The sequence below is a fragment of the Pseudomonas syringae genome (assembly GCF_021606685.1).
Lineage (GTDB): Bacteria > Pseudomonadota > Gammaproteobacteria > Pseudomonadales > Pseudomonadaceae > Aquipseudomonas > Aquipseudomonas syringae_R.
Genome location: NZ_WKCB01000052.1, coordinates 25,147 through 40,898 on the forward strand (window position 1 = coordinate 25,147; position 15,752 = coordinate 40,898).

A 15,752-nucleotide genomic window follows, 5' to 3' on the forward strand; every position below is an offset into this window, starting at 1 on the left:
CTGTGCTTGATCATTGGCAAAATTGCAGGACATTCGCCCGGCTCTTTTCAGAGGGCGCGTTCTGGTCCTGTTGCAGCCAGAACTGGCATTTGGGGTTGGCCAGGTTGCGCGTGTTGTTGCGCGCCTGGTCCAGGGTTTGCTGCTGTTCCTGCTTGCGAAGGTTCTCGGTGTATTGCTCGAACATCCGGTTAGGCGGCTCCGGCGCAGCCACAGCGGGCTTGCCCAATTGCTCGACCGCCTGGGCCACTGGCGCCAGGCTATGCGCGAACAGGTAGCGCGATGCCAGCCAGGTAGTCAGTGCAATGGCGATAAACCCCAGCCATACACCCAGGGCGATGGCGAGCGTGAGCTTGGGCAGCGACAACGATTGATTCGACATGATGGCCTCCTGGCAGGCATTTGCGGCGTGGCAGTGATTGTCGCACAGCCGCTGTGCAGAATAATTGTGATCAAGCCTTCTGCATCGGTGCATTTATACGGACAATCGAGCCTTTGATCGTTGGAGCCCGGGATGAAAGCCCGCTGGGATATTTTTTGCAGCGTCGTCGACAACTACGGCGACATTGGCGTGACCTGGCGCCTGGCCCGGCAATTGGTGGCGGAGCACGGCTGTGCAGTGCGCCTGTGGGTCGATGACCTGCGGGCCTTCGAGCGCATGTGCCCGGAAATCGATGTGCAGGTGCACCAGCAATGGCAGGAAGGCGTCGATGTGCGCTACTGGCCGGCCGATTGGGCAGGGGCGCCGGCGGCGGATGTGGTGATCGCCGCCTTCGCCTGCCAGTTGCCGCCTGAGTATATGGAAGCCATGGCCGCGCGCGCGCAGGTGCCCTTGTGGATGAACCTGGATTACCTGAGTGCCGAAGACTGGGTGGTGGGGTGCCACCGGCTGCCCTCGGTGAAATTCAAGGGGGTGCAGAAGTACTTCTTTTTCCCAGGGTTCAGGCCGGGCACCGGTGGCCTGTTGCGCGAGGCGGGGCTGCTCGAGCAGCGTCAGGCGTTTCAGCAGGATGGCGCTGCGCAGCGGCAATTCCTGCAGGGGCTGGGGGTTTTTGCGGCAGAGGGTGCGCGGTTGATCTCGCTGTTTGCCTATGAAAATGCCGGGCTTGCCGGTTGGCTGGACGTGTTATCGACAGACGGGCGTGCCACTCATCTACTGGTGCCGGAGGGGCGCATTCTCGGTGATGTAGCGCGCTGGCTGCAGGTAGGAGGCCTGACGCCGGGCGATGTGCATCAGCGTGAAGCGCTGACCGTGCAGGTGCTGCCGTTCGTGCGCCAGGAGCAATACGACCGGCTGCTGTGGTGCTGCGACTTCAATGCGGTGCGCGGCGAGGACTCGTTCGTGCGCGCCCAATGGGCCGGCCGGCCGCTGTTGTGGCATATCTATCGCCAGGACGAAGACATCCACCTCGACAAGCTCGACGCCTTCCTGAGCCTGTACACCGCTGCCTTACCCCCGGCGGCAGGCGCCGCGCTGGTTGCACTGTGGCAGGCCTGGAACACCGAGGGCGATATGGCTCAGCCGTGGAAAATGCTGCTGGAACACTGGCCCCAAGTCAGCCAGCACGCACAAGCGTGGTGTCTGGAACAAGGCTTGCAGGACGATCTTGCGACGGCGCTGGTACAGTTTTATGAAAGTTGGATATGATACGCCACCTTGATTTTTGTAAATCCCATCCAAATTTCGGATATATGCAATGAAAACTGGTAAAGAACTGAAACCCGGTACAGTGATCCGTCTCGAAAACGACCCTTGGCTGGTTCAGAAAGCTGAGTTCACCAAGTCTGGTCGTAACAGCGCAATCATGAAGACCAAGCTGAAGAACCTGCTGACCGGTTACAAGACCGAGATCGTCTACAGCGCCGACGACAAACTGGACGACGTAATCCTCGACCGCAAAGAAGCGACCCTGTCCTTCATCAGCGGCGACACCTACACGTTCATGGACACCACCGACTACACCATGTACGAGCTGAACGCTGAAGATATCGAAGCCGTTCTGCCGTTCATCGAAGAAGGCATGGAAGACGTCTGCGAAGCTATTTTCTTCGAAGAGCGTCTGGTTTCCGTAGAGCTGCCGACCACTATCGTGCGTAAGGTTGCCTACACCGAAGGTTCCGCTCGCGGCGACACTTCGGGCAAGGTCATGAAGCCTGCCAAGCTGAGCAACGGTACCGAACTGCAAGTTGCTGATTTCATCGAAATCGACGACCTGATCGAGATCGACACCCGTGAAGGTGGTTCGTACAAAGGTCGCGCCAAGAAGTAATTCTGGCCCCGCCGATACGAAAAAAAAGCCCGACCTTGCGTCGGGCTTTTTCATGGGCGCTGCATTTACTTGAGGTGTTGTTTCAGCTCATCCGAGGCCTGGAGCAAGGCCGAACGCACCGCAGGCACCTGGCTGACCACGTTGAGCAAACCGTAGTCGTGGATCATGCCGTTGTAGCGCACCGCGGTCACCGGCACACCGGCGGCATCCAGCTTGCGGGCATAGGCTTCGCCTTCATCGCGCAGCACGTCGGCGCCGGCGGTCTGGATCAGCGCGGGCGGCAAGCCCTTGAGCTGGTCGGTGGTTGCCCGCAGCGGCGAGGCGTAGATCTCGGCGCGTTGGTTGGCGTCGGTGGTGTAGTTGTCCCAGAACCACTTCATCATGTTCTGCGTGAGGAAGTGCCCTTGGGCGTACTGGTTGTACGACGCGGTATCAAAGTTGGCGTCGGTCACCGGCCACAGCAGCAGTTGGAACTTGATCGCCGGCGTGCCCTTGTCCTTGGCCATCAAGCTGACGACCGCTGCCATATTGCCGCCGACGCTGTTGCCCGCTACCGCCAGGCGTTTGCCGTCGACATTGATTTGCTCGCCGTGTTCAGCCACCCACTTCGTGGCGCCGTAAGCCTGGTTGATCGCCACCGGGTAGTGCGCTTCGGGTGATGGCGTGTAGTTGACGAACACCGCCACCGCCCCCGAGCCCACCACCAGGTCTCGCACCAGCCGTTCGTGCGTGGGGTAATCCCCCAGCACCCAACCGCCGCCGTGGAAGAACATGAACACCGGCAACGTGCCTTTGACCCCGGCCGGCCGCACGATGGTCAGGTTCAACGGCTGGCCATCGACCTGGATGGTCTTCTGGCTGACATCGGCCTTGGGCAGGGTCAACTTCACACCCGCCTGGGCGCCCGTCAGCACAGCGCGGGCCTCCTTGGGCGTCAGTTGTTCCATCCGTTTGCCGGTCCCGGCGTTCAATACGTCCAGAAACGCCTGGGTGGTGTGTTCCACATCGCCCGTCGCTGCGAAGGCGGTATTGATCGACAGGGCGAGCAGGGTGCCCGCAAGCGCTTTACCCATTGTGTTCATGTTCTTCTCCTGGGGCGGCAAAGGTCGTTACACGGTGACGTGCAGGCGGACGTCGACGTTGCCACGGGTGGCGTTGGAGTACGGGCACACCTGGTGGGCGGCGTCGACCAGGCTTTGCGCCTCGTCCTGGGCCAGGCCCGGCAGGCTGATGTGCAGGTCGATGTCCAGGCCGAAACCACCCGGGATCTGGCCGATGCCGACGTGGGCGGTGATCGACGCGTCATCCGGGATTTTGCGTTTGGTCTGGCTGGCGACGAACTTCAGGGCGCCGATAAAGCACGCCGAGTAGCCGGCAGCGAACAGTTGCTCAGGGTTGGTGGCTTGGCCACCGGCACCGCCCAATTCCTTGGGGGTGGAGAGTTTGACGTCGAGGATGTTGTCGCTGGAAACAGCACGACCATCACGGCCGCCGGTGGCGGTGGCTACTGCGGTGTAGAGAGTTTGCATGGTGTCGTCCTCTGGGTTGTATGCGCTAAATGTTTGCGCGCTAAGTAGTTGGTGAGGCAAATGTATAGCGCTAATGTTTAGCGCGCAAGATAAATTCACAAAATATTTTTTGGAGTACCTAAAACCAATGTGGGAGAGGGCTTGCCCCCGATGGCGGTGTATCAGTCAAAGATTCATTGGCTGATTCACCGCTATCGGAGGCAAGCCCCCTCCCACATTTCGATCCGCTTTGTGTTTTAGATGGCGTTCTGCAGGTTGCTGCGCAGTGCAACCAGGTCAGCTTGCAGCTTGCGCAATTGCTCCAGCTCCAACCCGCTGGCACCAAGGATGCACTGCGGAATATCCATGGCCTTTCCCTGCAAGGCCCGGCCGGCATCCGTCAATTCCACCACCACCACGCGCTCGTCTTCGCGGCTGCGGGTACGGCTGAGCAGGCCTTCGGCTTCCAGGCGCTTGAGCAGTGGCGTAAGGGAGCCTGGATCGGTCAGCAGCCGGCTGCTGATTTCACCGACAGTCAAACCGTCCTCTTCCCACAACACCATCATGGCCAGGTACTGCGGATAGGTCAGGCCCAGCGCCTGCAGCAGCGGCTTGTAGACCTTGGTCATCAGCAACGAGGTGGAGTGCAGGGCGAAACAAAGCTGGTTGTCCAGCAGCAGGGATTCGCAAGGGTCAGGGTTTTTGCTCATGGCGGTGCCTCGAAAAAGCGTGTCTGGGCTGGAATCTAGCGGGCAAATCTTTAATGCGCCAGATAATTCTGTCCGGGCGGTCAGACAAGCCCACTCTGCAGCGCCAGATCCCAGGGCGGCACCGGGCTGAATCGGGATTTCAGGTACTCCAGCAGCAAGCGGCTGCGGGCGTTGGCCTGTTGTTCCAGGCGCAGCGCGTAGATCCCGGAGGTTTCCGGGCTGGGCAAGCCGTCTTCGCAAAACAGCGGCAACAGTTCGCCGCGCACCAGGTACTCGCTGGCCAGCCACGTCGGCAGATGGGCAATCCCGAGCCCGGCGAGCGCGCCGGACAACAGCGCTTCGGCGTTGTTGGCACTCATGCGGATGCGCTGGGGGCGATACGTGGCGCGGCGTCCGTCCAGCTCGAAACGCCAGGCAAACATGGGCGCCAGGCCATCCCAATCCAGGCCGTCGTGCTCGCTCAGTTCGCGCGGATGGGTCGGTGTGCCACGGCTTTTAAGGTACGCCGGGCTGGCGCAGGCGATGCGCACGATGCTGGCCAGAGGGGTAGCGATCAGCCGTGTATCGACGATATGCCCGGCGCGCAGCACCAGGTCGACCTTGCCCAGGTGCGCGCCCTGCATATCGACGAAGCTGTCGATCAAATGCAGGTGCACATCCAGACCCGGGTACACCTTCAAAAAGTCGGCAATCACCGGTGCCAGGTGCCGTCGGCCGAACGCTGCTGGTGCATCCACGCGGATCAACCCCTCTGGCGCATGGCTCAGGGACACCGCTTCGGCCCGCGCCAGTTGCAACTCGCTGACAATCCGCCTGGCCCGTTCGGCAAACGCCAGGCCGGCCGAGGTCGGCACCACCGCGTGGGTGCTGCGCTGGAACAGGCGGCTGCCCACCGAGCTTTCCAGGCTGTCGATACGCCGCGCCACCGCCGACGGTGTCAGCGGATGCCGACGTGCGGCGGCGGAAAAACTGCCGGTCTCCAGCACATCGAGGAACAAGCTCAGTTGATCGGTGAGGGTATTGGGGTTCATGGGCGTGCGCTTATGCGAGATTGGCACAGCCATTGTGCGTTGCTGTGCGTTTCCGTGCCATAGCCGACTGCGTAGCATGCAAACCTTGAGAGTGTGGAGTAACGCGTGGTGTTGGATTTAGCGATGTACCTGGTATTGGGCGCGGCCCTTGGCACGGTGGGTGGCCTGTTCGGAATCGGGGGCGGGCTGATTGCCATCCCTGTGCTCGGCGTGCTGTTCGGTCTGGATCAACAATTGGCCCAAGGCACTGCGCTGGTGATGGTGGTGCCGAACGTGATGCTGGCCCTGTGGCGGTATCACCAGCGCAACCGTATTGAACTGCGCCACGCCTTGCCGCTGGGGGTGATGGGGTTCAGCTTTGCCTGGCTGGGTTCGATCTGGGCCGTGGGCCTGGATGCCGGCGCGATGCGCATCGGCTTTATCGCGTTTCTGGTGGTGCTGGCGGCCTACAACCTGTTGCGCATGTTCACCCGCAACGCCCCGCCGACGGCGCAGATGCGCTACTCCTGGCCATGGCTGGGCGTGCTGGGCGCAGCTTCCGGCTCCATGGGCGGGCTGTTTGGCGTGGGCGGCGCGGTGGTTGCCACGCCGGTGTTGACCAGCATTTTCGGCACCACCCAGGTGGTTGCCCAGGGCCTGTCGCTGGCCTTGGCGCTGCCCAGCACCGGCGTGACCCTGGTCACCTACGCCTGGCACCACGAAGTGGACTGGGCGATCGGCGTACCGCTGGCCATCGGCGGCTTGCTGAGTATCAGTTGGGGCGTGAAAGTCGCCCATGCGCTGCCGGAGCGCGTGCTGCGCGCGCTGTTCTGCGGCTTTCTGGTGGTGTGCGCGGTGATGCTGACCTTTAAAGTCTGAAGCCTTCGACGATGTACTCGGCCAGGCAGTCGGTGATCGGCGAGGTCATCTGCGGGTTGCGCAGCAAGTGCAGGTTCATCGAGGGCAGCGCAGGGAAACCCTCTTCGCTGCCCAGTACGCGCAAATCATCCGTCACCAGGCTTTCCATGCTGATCATCACCGCGAGGCCCGCGCTGACCACTGCCTGGATCGCTGCCACGTTGGTGCTGTGGTAGGCCAGGCGATAATCGCGTCCGATGGCATCCAGCGCGGTACGGGTCCACTCGGTGTACAGGCAGTCTGCGCCGGAAACTGCCAGCGGTACGGCGTCGTGTTCGTCGACGCAGAAGCACGGCGCTGCTGCCCACACCATGCGGTCGGTGCGCAGCAACTCACCGATTTCTCTACCGGGCTCGCGGCTGACCACAGTCAACGCCAAGTCCTTTCGCTGCATCAGCACGGATGAAGACTCGCAGTGCAATTCGATCTGGATCAACGGGTAGGCCTTGGAAAACTGCTTGAGAATCCCCGGCAAAAAACGCATCACGTAGTCGTCCGGCGTGCCGATGCGTACCAACCCCACCATATGCGGCTCGCGCAGGGTGTTGAACACCTCACTGTGCAGTTTCAGGATGCGTCGCGCATAGCCGAGTAACACCTGACCTTGGGGCGTGAGCCGCACCTGGCGGCCGTCGCGCTCGAACAGCTTGCGCTGCAGCACGTCTTCTTCCAGGCGTTTCATCTGCATGCTGACCGCCGACTGCGTACGGTTGACCGCCTCGCCCGCGCGGGTAAAACCGCCGTGGTCGGCGATGGCGACGAAGGTGCGCAGCACCTCGGTGTCGATGCTCGGGTAGCTGGTCAATTGATGAATCTCCGAGATGTATTGCATAAGAAACATTCGTTGGATTGATCATAAGGCCGCGCACACACTGACGTCATCCCCACAGGAGGGCGAGAAGATGAAAGGTCAAAAAGGTTTTGTAGGGTTGGCGAAACGTCCCTTTTCGGGGCTGTTACACACGATTGCGCGGTGGCAGACGGTGCATGAGGAACGCCAGAGGCTGGCGACCTTGAGTGATGATGCGCTCAAGGACATCGGCCTCAACCGCAGCAACGTAGAGCAGGAGCGTCACCTGCATTTCTGGCAAGACCCGCTGCGAAAATGAGCCGCGATGCAGTAGGGTGGTCGGCGAGCCCATCCGGAGAACCCCATGGCCGCCGACCTGTCTTTTTCACTCAAGCACGCTCGACGCATGGCGCTGGCGGCCCAGGGGTTTTCCGGGCGCCAAGCGCCTGCCTTGATCAGGGCCGCGCACCTTAACCGCATGATCGAACGCCTGGGCGTGTTGCAGATTGATTCGGTCAATGCCGTGGTGCGCTCCCATTACCTGCCGCTGTTTTCCCGCTTGGGGCATTACTCCCCGCTGCTGCTTGAGCAGGCCGCCTGGAGCCAGGGTCGGCGGCGTTCGTTGTTCGAATACTGGGGGCATGAGGCGTCGCTGCTGCCGATGGCGTTATACCCGTTGATGCGCTGGCGCATGCAGCGGGCGCAGCAGGGGCAGGGCATTTATTCGCAGATGGCGCGTTTTGGCCGCGAGCAGCAGGCGGTCATCCAGCGCGTGCTGACGACGGTAGAGCAGCAGGGCGCGCTCGGCGCGGGCAGTTTGTCGACCCGTGAGGAGCGCGCCGGCCCCTGGTGGGACTGGAGCGATGAAAAGCTCGCACTGGAATGGCTGTTTGCCGCGGGCCTGGTCACCGTGGCTGGGCGGCGTGGGTTTGAACGCCTCTATGATTTGCCGGAACGGGTGATCCCCGCTGAGACGCTGCAAACATCCGTGAACGAAGCCGAGGCCCAGCGCGGCCTGCTGCTGCACAGCGCCAGCGCATTGGGTGTCGGCACTGAAAAAGACCTGCGTGATTACTTTCGTCTCGACCCCGCCGACAGCCGTGCCCGCCTGGCCGAACTGGTCGAAGGCGGGCAACTGTTGACCTGCCAGGTGCAGGGCTGGAAGCAACCGGCATACTGCCTGCCCGAGCCGAAAGTGCCACGCAAAGTACCGGCCAGCGCCTTGCTGTCGCCGTTCGACTCACTGATCTGGGAGCGTGCCCGCACCGAGCGACTGTTCGACTTCCGCTACCGGCTGGAGATCTACACCCCGCAACACAAACGGGTGTACGGCTACTACGTGCTGCCGTTTTTGCACAACGAGCGGATCGCCGCGCGTGTCGACCTGCGTGCCGAGCGCGCCAATCGGCGCTTGGCGGTGCACGCCGTGCATGAAGAAGAGCCAGGGTTGGATGAGGAGGGGATGCAGGCGCTGGCGCAGAACCTATTGCACATGGCCGACTGGCTGGGGCTGGAAGAGGTCCAGCTCAACTGCCAGCGGCCGAGTGCTGATCGGTTGAGGGGGGCGATGCTTAGTCTGGGTATTGGTCTTTAGGGCCCCATCGGGGGCAAGCCCCCTCCCACATTTTGATCTGTGAATACATTCAAGTGTGGGAGGGGGCTTGCCCCCGATGGGGCCAGTCCAGGCAACTACAGCCTCAGCGCTTGACCTGTTTCAGCGTTTCGGCGATCAGGAACGCCAGTTCCAGCGACTGATCGGCATTCATCCGTGGGTCACAGTGGGTGTGGTAGCGGTCCGACAAGCCATCTTCGGTAATCGGCCGCGCGCCGCCGATGCATTCGGTCACGTTCTGCCCGGTCATCTCGATGTGAATCCCGCCGGCGTAGGAACCCTCGGCCTGGTGCACTTGGAAGAACTCCTTCACTTCGCCCAGGATCTGCGCAAAGTCGCGGGTCTTGTAGCCGCTGCTGGCCTTGATGGTGTTGCCATGCATCGGGTCGGAACTCCACAGCACCTGCTTGCCTTCGCGCTGCACGGCGCGGATCAGGTTGGGCAGGTGGTCGCCGACCTTGCCTGCGCCCATGCGCGCGATCAGGTTAAGGCGGCCGGGGTCGTTGTCCGGGTTGAGGATGTCGATCAGGCGGATCAGGTCGTCGGGGTTCATGCTCGGGCCGACCTTGACCCCGATCGGGTTGTTCACCCCGCGCAGGAATTCGACGTGGGCACCGTCCAACTGACGGGTGCGGTCGCCGATCCACAGCATGTGCGCGGAGCAATCGTAGTAGTCGTTGGTCAGGCTGTCGCGGCGCACGAAGGCTTGCTCGTAGTTGAGCAGCAGCGCTTCGTGGGCGGTGAAGAAGCTGGTTTCGCGCAACTGCGGCGAGCTGTCCATGCCGCAGGCGCGCATGAAGGCCAGGGTTTCGTCGATGCGGTCGGCCAGTTGGCTGTATTTTTCGGCCAGGGCGGAGTTGGCGATAAAGTCCAGGTTCCACTGGTGTACCTGGTGCAGGTCGGCAAAACCACCCTGGGCAAACGCCCGCAGCAGGTTCAGCGTGGCGGTGGACTGGTGGTAAGACTGCAACAGGCGGTCCGGGTCCGGCACGCGGCTTTTTTCATCGAAACCGATGCCGTTGACGATATCGCCACGGTAAGCGGGCAGGGTGATGCCGTCGATGGTTTCATCGTTGGATGAGCGCGGCTTGGCGAACTGGCCGGCCATGCGCCCGACCTTCACCACCGGGCAACCGGCGGCGAAGGTCATCACAATGGCCATCTGCAGCAGCACCTTGAAGGTGTCGCGGATTTTTGCCGCCGAGAACTCGGCAAAGCTTTCGGCGCAGTCGCCCCCTTGCAGCAGGAACGCGCGGCCCTGGGTCACCTCGGCAAACTGACGGCGCAACTCGCGGGCTTCCCCGGCAAACACCAGTGGCGGGTAGCTGGCCAGGTTCTGCTCCACGTGCAGCAAGTGTGCAGCGTCCGGGTACTGGGGTTGTTGCTGGATCGGCAGGGCGCGCCAGCTGTCGGGGCTCCAGGGTTGGCTCATCATGAACTCGATTGGCTGATTGACGGTGGGGCGCCAATGTTATCAGCAATTAGTGCGTGACCTGTTGCCGCCGGTTGGCTGACAATCGCGCCTTTGCCGTGCGGTAAACCCTTTAGGAGTAGTGATGAGCGAGGAGCGTGTCGAGCACCTGCTGGCCGAAGTCCATGATGATTTCGGCATGATCCGGGTGCTCGAAGTGGCCGATTACCGGTTTCTCGAGTTTGGCGACGCCATCGAGCAAAGCTGTGTGTTTACCGCCGACCCGAGCTGGCTGGAGTACGACTACACCCGCGCAATGCTGATTGGCGCGTTGTGCCATGAGCTGCCGGAGAGCGCGCTGTTCCTCGGCCTGGGCGCCGGCACGCTGACCCAGGCGTGCCTCAAGTTCTTGCCGCTGGAAGATGTTGAAGCCATCGAGCTGCGCCCCGATGTGCCGCGCCTGGCCATCGAGTACCTGGGGCTGGATGATGATCCGCGCCTCTACATCCGGATTGGCGACGCCTTGCAATTGCTCGACACCGCCGAGTCGGCCGACCTGATTTTTGTCGATCTTTATACGGACGTTGGCCCCGGCGTCGGGCATCTGGCCTGGAGCTTCCTGGAGAACTGCCAGAAGAAACTCAACCCCGGCGGCTGGCTGGTCATCAACCAGTGGGCCACCGACGATGGCAAGCCGCTGGGCGCCGCATTGCTGCGTGGCTTGTATCACCGGCACTACTGGGAGCTGCCGGTGAAGGAGGGCAATGTGATTTTGCTGGTGCCGTCGGAGCTGGATCAGGAACTGGACCTGGATGCGCTGACGGCGCGGGCCGAGGCGTTGGCGCCGCGGTTGGGGTACTCGTTGCAGCCGTTGATCAAGGCGATTCGGCCGGCGACCTGAGTTGTCTTTGCCGGCCTCATCGGGGGCAAGCCCCCTCCCACATTTGCAATGCATTCCAAGTGTGGGAGGGGGCTTGCCCCCGATGATGCCATCACTGCCAGCACTTAAATACCTTTAAACACCCCCGGCCGCTTTTCTACCATCGCCCGCACGCCTTCCTTGGCATCTTCGCTGTTGAGTAACTTCTCCACCATCGGCGCAAGCGCAACGGCCGCGACAGTTTCACCTTCCATGCGCGCCAACCGCGCCGACATCAACGTAGCCTGAACGCCCAGTGGTGCCTGGCGGGCAATGCGGCTGGCCAGCTCGATGGCGCGCGGCAGCAGGTCTTCACTGGCCATCACCTCCTGCACCAGCCCCAGGCGCAGGGCTTCATGGGCGTCGAACTCATCGCCGGTGAGCAACCAGCGCATCGCATTGCCCCAGCCCGCGATCTGATGAAAGCGCAATGTGGCACCGCCGAATGGAAAGATCCCACGCTGCACCTCCATCTGCGCGAAACGCGTGTTGCTCGCGCACAGGTTGATATCCGCCGCCAGCATCAGCTCTATGCCAATAGTCAGGCAGTAACCCTGAGCCGCGACGATCACCGGTTTATTCACCCGGGGGCCGGCAAACACGCCCCATGGGTCGCAGCCGCCCAGCGGCGGTTTCCAGCCTGCGGCCATTACGCCACTGACGCTGGCCAGGTCCAGCCCGGCGGTGAAGTGGTCGCCGTGGGCAAATACCACGGCCACTCGCGCGTCGTCGTTTCGATCAAATTCGCCATAGGCCAGGCTCAGTTCATTGAGCAAATCCAGGTCGAAGGCATTGCGCTTGGCCACCCGGTCCAGACCCAGCAGCAGGACATGGCCCCGGAGTTCACGGCTGACGCGGCTGCTGCTGGCTTGATTCATCGGGTGTGCCCTCGGGCGCGGGGAAGGGTTTCGGACTCATGGTAGGTGAACCGGTTAAGCGTTGTGACCAGCAGGGCCGGGCATTTGAAAAATAGACCCTGGCGCGCTTATCTGCAAAGCCTGTGACGCAGCGCGGTTTATCGGCTGTTTGCGATAAAAAAAGCTCCCTTTTTCAGCTATTTCCGGTATAGTGCGCGCCGGCCTTTAACCGGGCCGCGTTTAGGTAGCGCAATTCCCCGAAGTCAGCTTCGGCTGCACGTCCGCACAGCGGACTCTCCCTTGACGAATCTTTTTCATTCATTCGTTTTCGCAAATCCCCGCCGACAAAGCAGCCAGGGCGACTCTTGAGTCTCAACACGGCATGCGCAGCTTTGGAGCATGGGTCTTTGCGGATGCACTTAGAGGCAGACCCATGACCCAGGAAACCGGCGGCTTCGCCGCTTTTAATCTTAACCCGAACATTCTTGCAGCCGTCATCGCGACCGGCTACGAAGAACCTTCGGCGATTCAGCAGCAATCGATCCCGATCATCATGGCCGGCCAGGACATGATTGGCCAGGCGCAAACCGGTACCGGTAAAACCGCCGCGTTCGCCCTGCCTATCCTGCATTGCATCGATCCTGCCAAGCGCGAGCCGCAAGCCCTGATCCTGGCGCCAACCCGTGAGTTGGCGCTGCAAGTAGCAACCGCTTTCGAAACCTACGCCAAGCAAATGCCAGGCGTTACTGTTGTGGCCGTTTACGGCGGCGCGCCGATGGGCCCGCAACTGAAAGCAATCCGTAACGGCGCACAGATTGTTGTCGCCACCCCGGGCCGTCTGTGCGACCACCTGCGTCGTGACGAGAAAGTCCTGTCGACCGTGAACCACCTGGTTCTCGACGAAGCTGACGAAATGTTGAAGCTGGGCTTCATGGATGACCTGGAAGTCATCTTCAAGGCGCTGCCACCGACCCGTCAGACCGTGCTGTTCTCGGCCACCCTGCCGCAGTCGATCCGTGCCATTGCCGAACGCCACCTGCGCGATCCGCAACACGTGAAGATCCAGACCAAGACTCAGACCGTTACCGCGATCGAACAGGCTCACCTGTTGGTTCACGCTGACCAGAAGACCTCGGCTGTATTGAGCCTGCTGGAAGTCGAAGACTTCGACGCCCTGATCATGTTCGTACGCACCAAGCAAGCGACCCTGGACCTGGCCAGTGCCCTGGAAGCCAAAGGCTACAAAGCCGCTGCGCTGAACGGTGACATCGCCCAGAACCAGCGTGAGCGGGTGATCGACTCCCTCAAGGATGGCCGCCTGGACATCGTTGTAGCGACCGACGTTGCTGCTCGTGGTCTCGACGTTCCACGTATCACCCACGTGTTCAACGTTGACATGCCGTACGATCCAGAGTCCTACGTTCACCGTATCGGCCGTACCGGCCGTGCCGGTCGCGAAGGTCGTGCACTGCTGCTGGTGACTCCACGTGAGCGCCGCATGCTGCAAGTGATCGAGCGTGTGACCGGTCAGAAAGTTGCCGAAGTCCGCCTGCCGGATGCTCAGGCCGTTCTCGATGCGCGCATCAAGAAACTGACCAACAGCCTGGCGCCACTGGTGGCTGACGCTGAATCGACCCACGGCGATCTGCTGGACCGCCTGACCGCCGATATCGGTTGCACCCCACGTGCCCTGGCCGCAGCCCTGCTGCGCAAAGCGACCAACGGTCAGGCCCTGACTCTGGCTGCCATCGAGAAAGAGCGCCCACTGGTGCCGAACAACGCGCCACGCGGTGATCGTCCAGAGCGTACTGGCGACCGTCCAGACCGTGGTGATCGTGAGCGTCGTGCTCCGGTGCCATTGGCTGAAGGTCGTGCTCGTTGCCGTACCGCGCTGGGCGCGCGTGACGGTATCGCTGCCAAGAACCTGCTGGGCGCTATCCTCAACGAGGGTGGCCTGGCACGTGAAGCCATCGGTCGCATCCAGGTCCGTGACAGCTTCTCCCTGGTGGAGCTGCCGGAAGACGGTCTGGAAAAACTGCTGGCCAAGCTGAAAGACACTCGCGTTGCCGGTAAGCAGCTCAAGCTGCGTCGCTACCGCGAAGATTGATCCGCCTTTGGGCTGATTGATCGCACATAAAAAATCCCCGACTGGTTCGGGGATTTTTTTTGCCTGGGGTTTCTGGGGTGGCACTCGATGAGCTTTGGAAGCTGGCTTGTGCGGGAGCCGGGCTTGCCCGCGATGCAGGCGCCTCGGTCGTATCGTAAACCGAGGTGATGCCATCGCAGGCAAGCCAGCTCCCACACAAGCCAGCTACCACCTTTAGACTTCCGTTAGCCGAAGCGGTAGATGTCCATCCCAAGAGCGCCCATGGTGAAACCTTGGTGCGCGATGCTGAACTCGCCCCCGGCGCCGCGTGCAAAGTACAGCGGTAATAAATGCTCATCACTGGGATGGCTGCGAACGGCATGCGGTGCTTGGCGGCGATAGTCATGCAAGGCGCTTTCGTCGTTGGCCGCCAGCTTGGTCACTACCCAATCACGGAACTCGCGTGCCCAGGGCTCGATGCTCTCGGGCCCTGCGTGCCAGTCCAGCTCGCCCAGGTTGTGGGTGATGCTGCCAGAGCCGATCAGCAACACGCCTTGCTCGCGCAAGCCGGCGAGGGCATGCCCGACCCGTGTCTGCAGGGCAGGGCCCATGCGGCTGGGCAGGGAGACTTGCACCACCGGAATGTCTGCGGCGGGGTACATCAGCGACAGCGGCACCCAGGTGCCGTGGTCGAAGGGCCGTTGGTCATCGATACGCGCGTTCAGGCCATTGGCCTGCAGCCGTTGGGCAATCTCGCCGGCCAGTTGAGGGTCGCCCGGCGCCGGGTACTGCACGGCAAACAGTTCGCGCGGGAAGCCGCCGAAGTCGTGCCAGGTTTCGGGGGCGGCGCTGCCGCTGACGAGTAATTCCTGGCTTTCCCAATGTGCCGACACCACCACAATTGCCTTGGGGCGAGGCAATTGCGCTGCTAAGCGTTGCAGCGCCGGGCCGCTGGCGCCGGGCTGCAGGGCGAGCATGGGCGAACCGTGGGAGATAAACAGGCTGGGGAGCATAAGTGGGGTCCTGAGCGTTAATATGGGCCCATCTTCAATCAGATCATTGATCTAAATCTAATATAAGTTTTAGCGCAATTTGATCGATTTTTCGGGGTGATCCATGGAACCCACGTTTTGGCAGGAGCGCTGGGCGCTCAATCAGATTGGCTTTCATTTGCCGCAGGTTAATCCTTACCTGCAACGCCATTGGCCGCATTTGAGCCTGGAGGAGGGCGCCAAAGTCTTGGTGCCTCTGTGTGGCAAAAGCCTGGATTTGATGTGGCTGGCAAGCCAGGGGCTGCGGGTCATGGGGGTGGAGCTGTCGGAGCAGGCGGTTGAGGCGTTTTTCAGTGAGCAGGGGCTTGCGCCGCGCATTACCCAGCGGGGTGGGTTCAAGGTGTACCAGGCCGATTTGATCGAGTTGTGGTGTGGGGATTTTTTCGCCCTGGAGGGTGAGGTGTTAGCGGGGTGTGATGCGCTTTATGATCGCGCTGCGTTGATCGCTTTGCCGCCGTTGATGCGGGCGCGGTATGCCGAGCATTTGAATAGGCTGCTGCCGTCGGGTTGTCAGGGGCTGCTGATTACGCTTGATTATGATCAGACGCAAAAGGCGGGTCCGCCGTTTGCTGTTTGCCATGATGAGGTGGGGGTGTTGTTGGGGGCTTGCTG

General features: G+C 61.7%; 17 protein-coding genes. 8 read left to right on the forward strand and 9 right to left on the reverse strand.

What is annotated here, in order from left to right; all coding sequences use genetic code 11:
- Positions 1-10 precede the first annotated feature (10 nt).
- Positions 11-379, reverse strand: coding sequence for a hypothetical protein (locus GIW02_RS18940; RefSeq protein ID WP_236416570.1), 369 nt, complete (start codon positions 377-379; stop codon positions 11-13).
- Positions 380-511: 132 nt separating this feature from the next.
- On the opposite strand from GIW02_RS18940, the gene earP reads away from it, so the two are divergent.
- Together earP and GIW02_RS18950 are read left to right on the forward strand one after the other, a co-directional pair.
- Positions 512-1,645, forward strand: coding sequence for an elongation factor P maturation arginine rhamnosyltransferase EarP (gene earP / locus GIW02_RS18945; protein WP_236416568.1), 1,134 nt, complete (start codon positions 512-514; stop codon positions 1,643-1,645).
- A 49-nt stretch (positions 1,646-1,694) separates the two neighbouring features.
- Positions 1,695-2,267 carry an elongation factor P gene (locus GIW02_RS18950; RefSeq protein ID WP_003172723.1) on the forward strand — a complete coding sequence of 191 codons (573 nt, stop codon included), beginning with the start codon at positions 1,695-1,697 and terminating at the stop codon, positions 2,265-2,267.
- Between the two features lie 65 nt (positions 2,268-2,332).
- On the opposite strand, the gene GIW02_RS18955 is transcribed toward GIW02_RS18950, so the two are convergent.
- The 4 genes from GIW02_RS18955 to GIW02_RS18970 form a co-directional block, all read right to left on the reverse strand.
- A complete protein-coding gene (locus GIW02_RS18955; protein WP_236416566.1) occupies positions 2,333-3,349 on the reverse strand; it encodes an alpha/beta hydrolase in 1,017 nt (338 codons plus the stop codon).
- 27 nt (positions 3,350-3,376) lie between these two features.
- On the reverse strand, positions 3,377-3,796 hold the full coding sequence (locus GIW02_RS18960; RefSeq protein WP_056857183.1) for an organic hydroperoxide resistance protein: 420 nt from the start codon (positions 3,794-3,796) through the stop codon (positions 3,377-3,379).
- Positions 3,797-4,032: 236 nt separating this feature from the next.
- Positions 4,033-4,485: a MarR family transcriptional regulator gene (locus GIW02_RS18965; protein WP_236416564.1), complete on the reverse strand. Its 453-nt coding sequence runs from the start codon at positions 4,483-4,485 to the stop codon at positions 4,033-4,035.
- An 80-nt stretch (positions 4,486-4,565) separates the two neighbouring features.
- On the reverse strand, positions 4,566-5,516 hold the full coding sequence (locus tag GIW02_RS18970; RefSeq protein ID WP_236416562.1) for a LysR family transcriptional regulator: 951 nt from the start codon (positions 5,514-5,516) through the stop codon (positions 4,566-4,568).
- Between the two features lie 108 nt (positions 5,517-5,624).
- Here GIW02_RS18970 and GIW02_RS18975 point away from each other — a divergent pair, with 108 nt between their 5' ends.
- Positions 5,625-6,374 (forward strand): sulfite exporter TauE/SafE family protein, encoded by a 750-nt coding sequence (locus tag GIW02_RS18975; protein WP_236416577.1) that lies wholly within the window; start codon positions 5,625-5,627, stop codon positions 6,372-6,374.
- Here the strand turns inward: GIW02_RS18975 and GIW02_RS18980 are convergent.
- Positions 6,364-7,245, reverse strand: coding sequence for a LysR family transcriptional regulator (locus GIW02_RS18980; protein ID WP_236416550.1), 882 nt, complete (start codon positions 7,243-7,245; stop codon positions 6,364-6,366). The two genes, GIW02_RS18975 and GIW02_RS18980, sit on opposite strands and share 11 nt — an antisense overlap.
- A 70-nt stretch (positions 7,246-7,315) precedes the next feature.
- Here GIW02_RS18980 and GIW02_RS18985 point away from each other — a divergent pair, with 70 nt between their 5' ends.
- Entirely contained in the window at positions 7,316-7,522 is a 207-nt protein-coding gene (locus GIW02_RS18985; RefSeq protein ID WP_236416548.1) for a DUF1127 domain-containing protein, read from the forward strand.
- 45 nt (positions 7,523-7,567) lie between these two features.
- Positions 7,568-8,797, forward strand: coding sequence for a winged helix-turn-helix domain-containing protein (locus GIW02_RS18990; RefSeq protein WP_236416546.1), 1,230 nt, complete (start codon positions 7,568-7,570; stop codon positions 8,795-8,797).
- Between the two features lie 103 nt (positions 8,798-8,900).
- Here the strand turns inward: GIW02_RS18990 and GIW02_RS18995 are convergent, their stop codons facing one another.
- Positions 8,901-10,247 (reverse strand): class II 3-deoxy-7-phosphoheptulonate synthase, encoded by a 1,347-nt coding sequence (locus tag GIW02_RS18995; protein ID WP_236421979.1) that lies wholly within the window; start codon positions 10,245-10,247, stop codon positions 8,901-8,903.
- 124 nt (positions 10,248-10,371) lie between these two features.
- Between GIW02_RS18995 and GIW02_RS19000 the strand changes: the two genes are divergently transcribed.
- Positions 10,372-11,127 carry a spermidine synthase gene (locus GIW02_RS19000; protein ID WP_236416542.1) on the forward strand — a complete coding sequence of 252 codons (756 nt, stop codon included), beginning with the start codon at positions 10,372-10,374 and terminating at the stop codon, positions 11,125-11,127.
- Positions 11,128-11,231: 104 nt separating this feature from the next.
- Here the strand turns inward: GIW02_RS19000 and GIW02_RS19005 are convergent, their stop codons facing one another.
- Positions 11,232-12,023 carry a crotonase/enoyl-CoA hydratase family protein gene (locus GIW02_RS19005; RefSeq protein WP_236416541.1) on the reverse strand — a complete coding sequence of 264 codons (792 nt, stop codon included), beginning with the start codon at positions 12,021-12,023 and terminating at the stop codon, positions 11,232-11,234.
- Positions 12,024-12,435: 412 nt separating this feature from the next.
- Here GIW02_RS19005 and GIW02_RS19010 point away from each other — a divergent pair, with 412 nt between their 5' ends.
- Positions 12,436-14,109 (forward strand): DEAD/DEAH box helicase, encoded by a 1,674-nt coding sequence (locus GIW02_RS19010; RefSeq protein WP_065885148.1) that lies wholly within the window; start codon positions 12,436-12,438, stop codon positions 14,107-14,109.
- A gap of 224 nt (positions 14,110-14,333) precedes the next feature.
- On the opposite strand, the gene GIW02_RS19015 is transcribed toward GIW02_RS19010, so the two are convergent.
- On the reverse strand, positions 14,334-15,101 hold the full coding sequence (locus tag GIW02_RS19015) for a DODA-type extradiol aromatic ring-opening family dioxygenase (protein ID WP_236416539.1): 768 nt from the start codon (positions 15,099-15,101) through the stop codon (positions 14,334-14,336).
- 103 nt (positions 15,102-15,204) lie between these two features.
- On the opposite strand from GIW02_RS19015, the gene GIW02_RS19020 reads away from it, so the two are divergent.
- Positions 15,205-15,752, forward strand: a 548-nt coding sequence (locus GIW02_RS19020; protein ID WP_236421980.1) for a thiopurine S-methyltransferase, incomplete at its 3' end; no start/stop codon positions are given.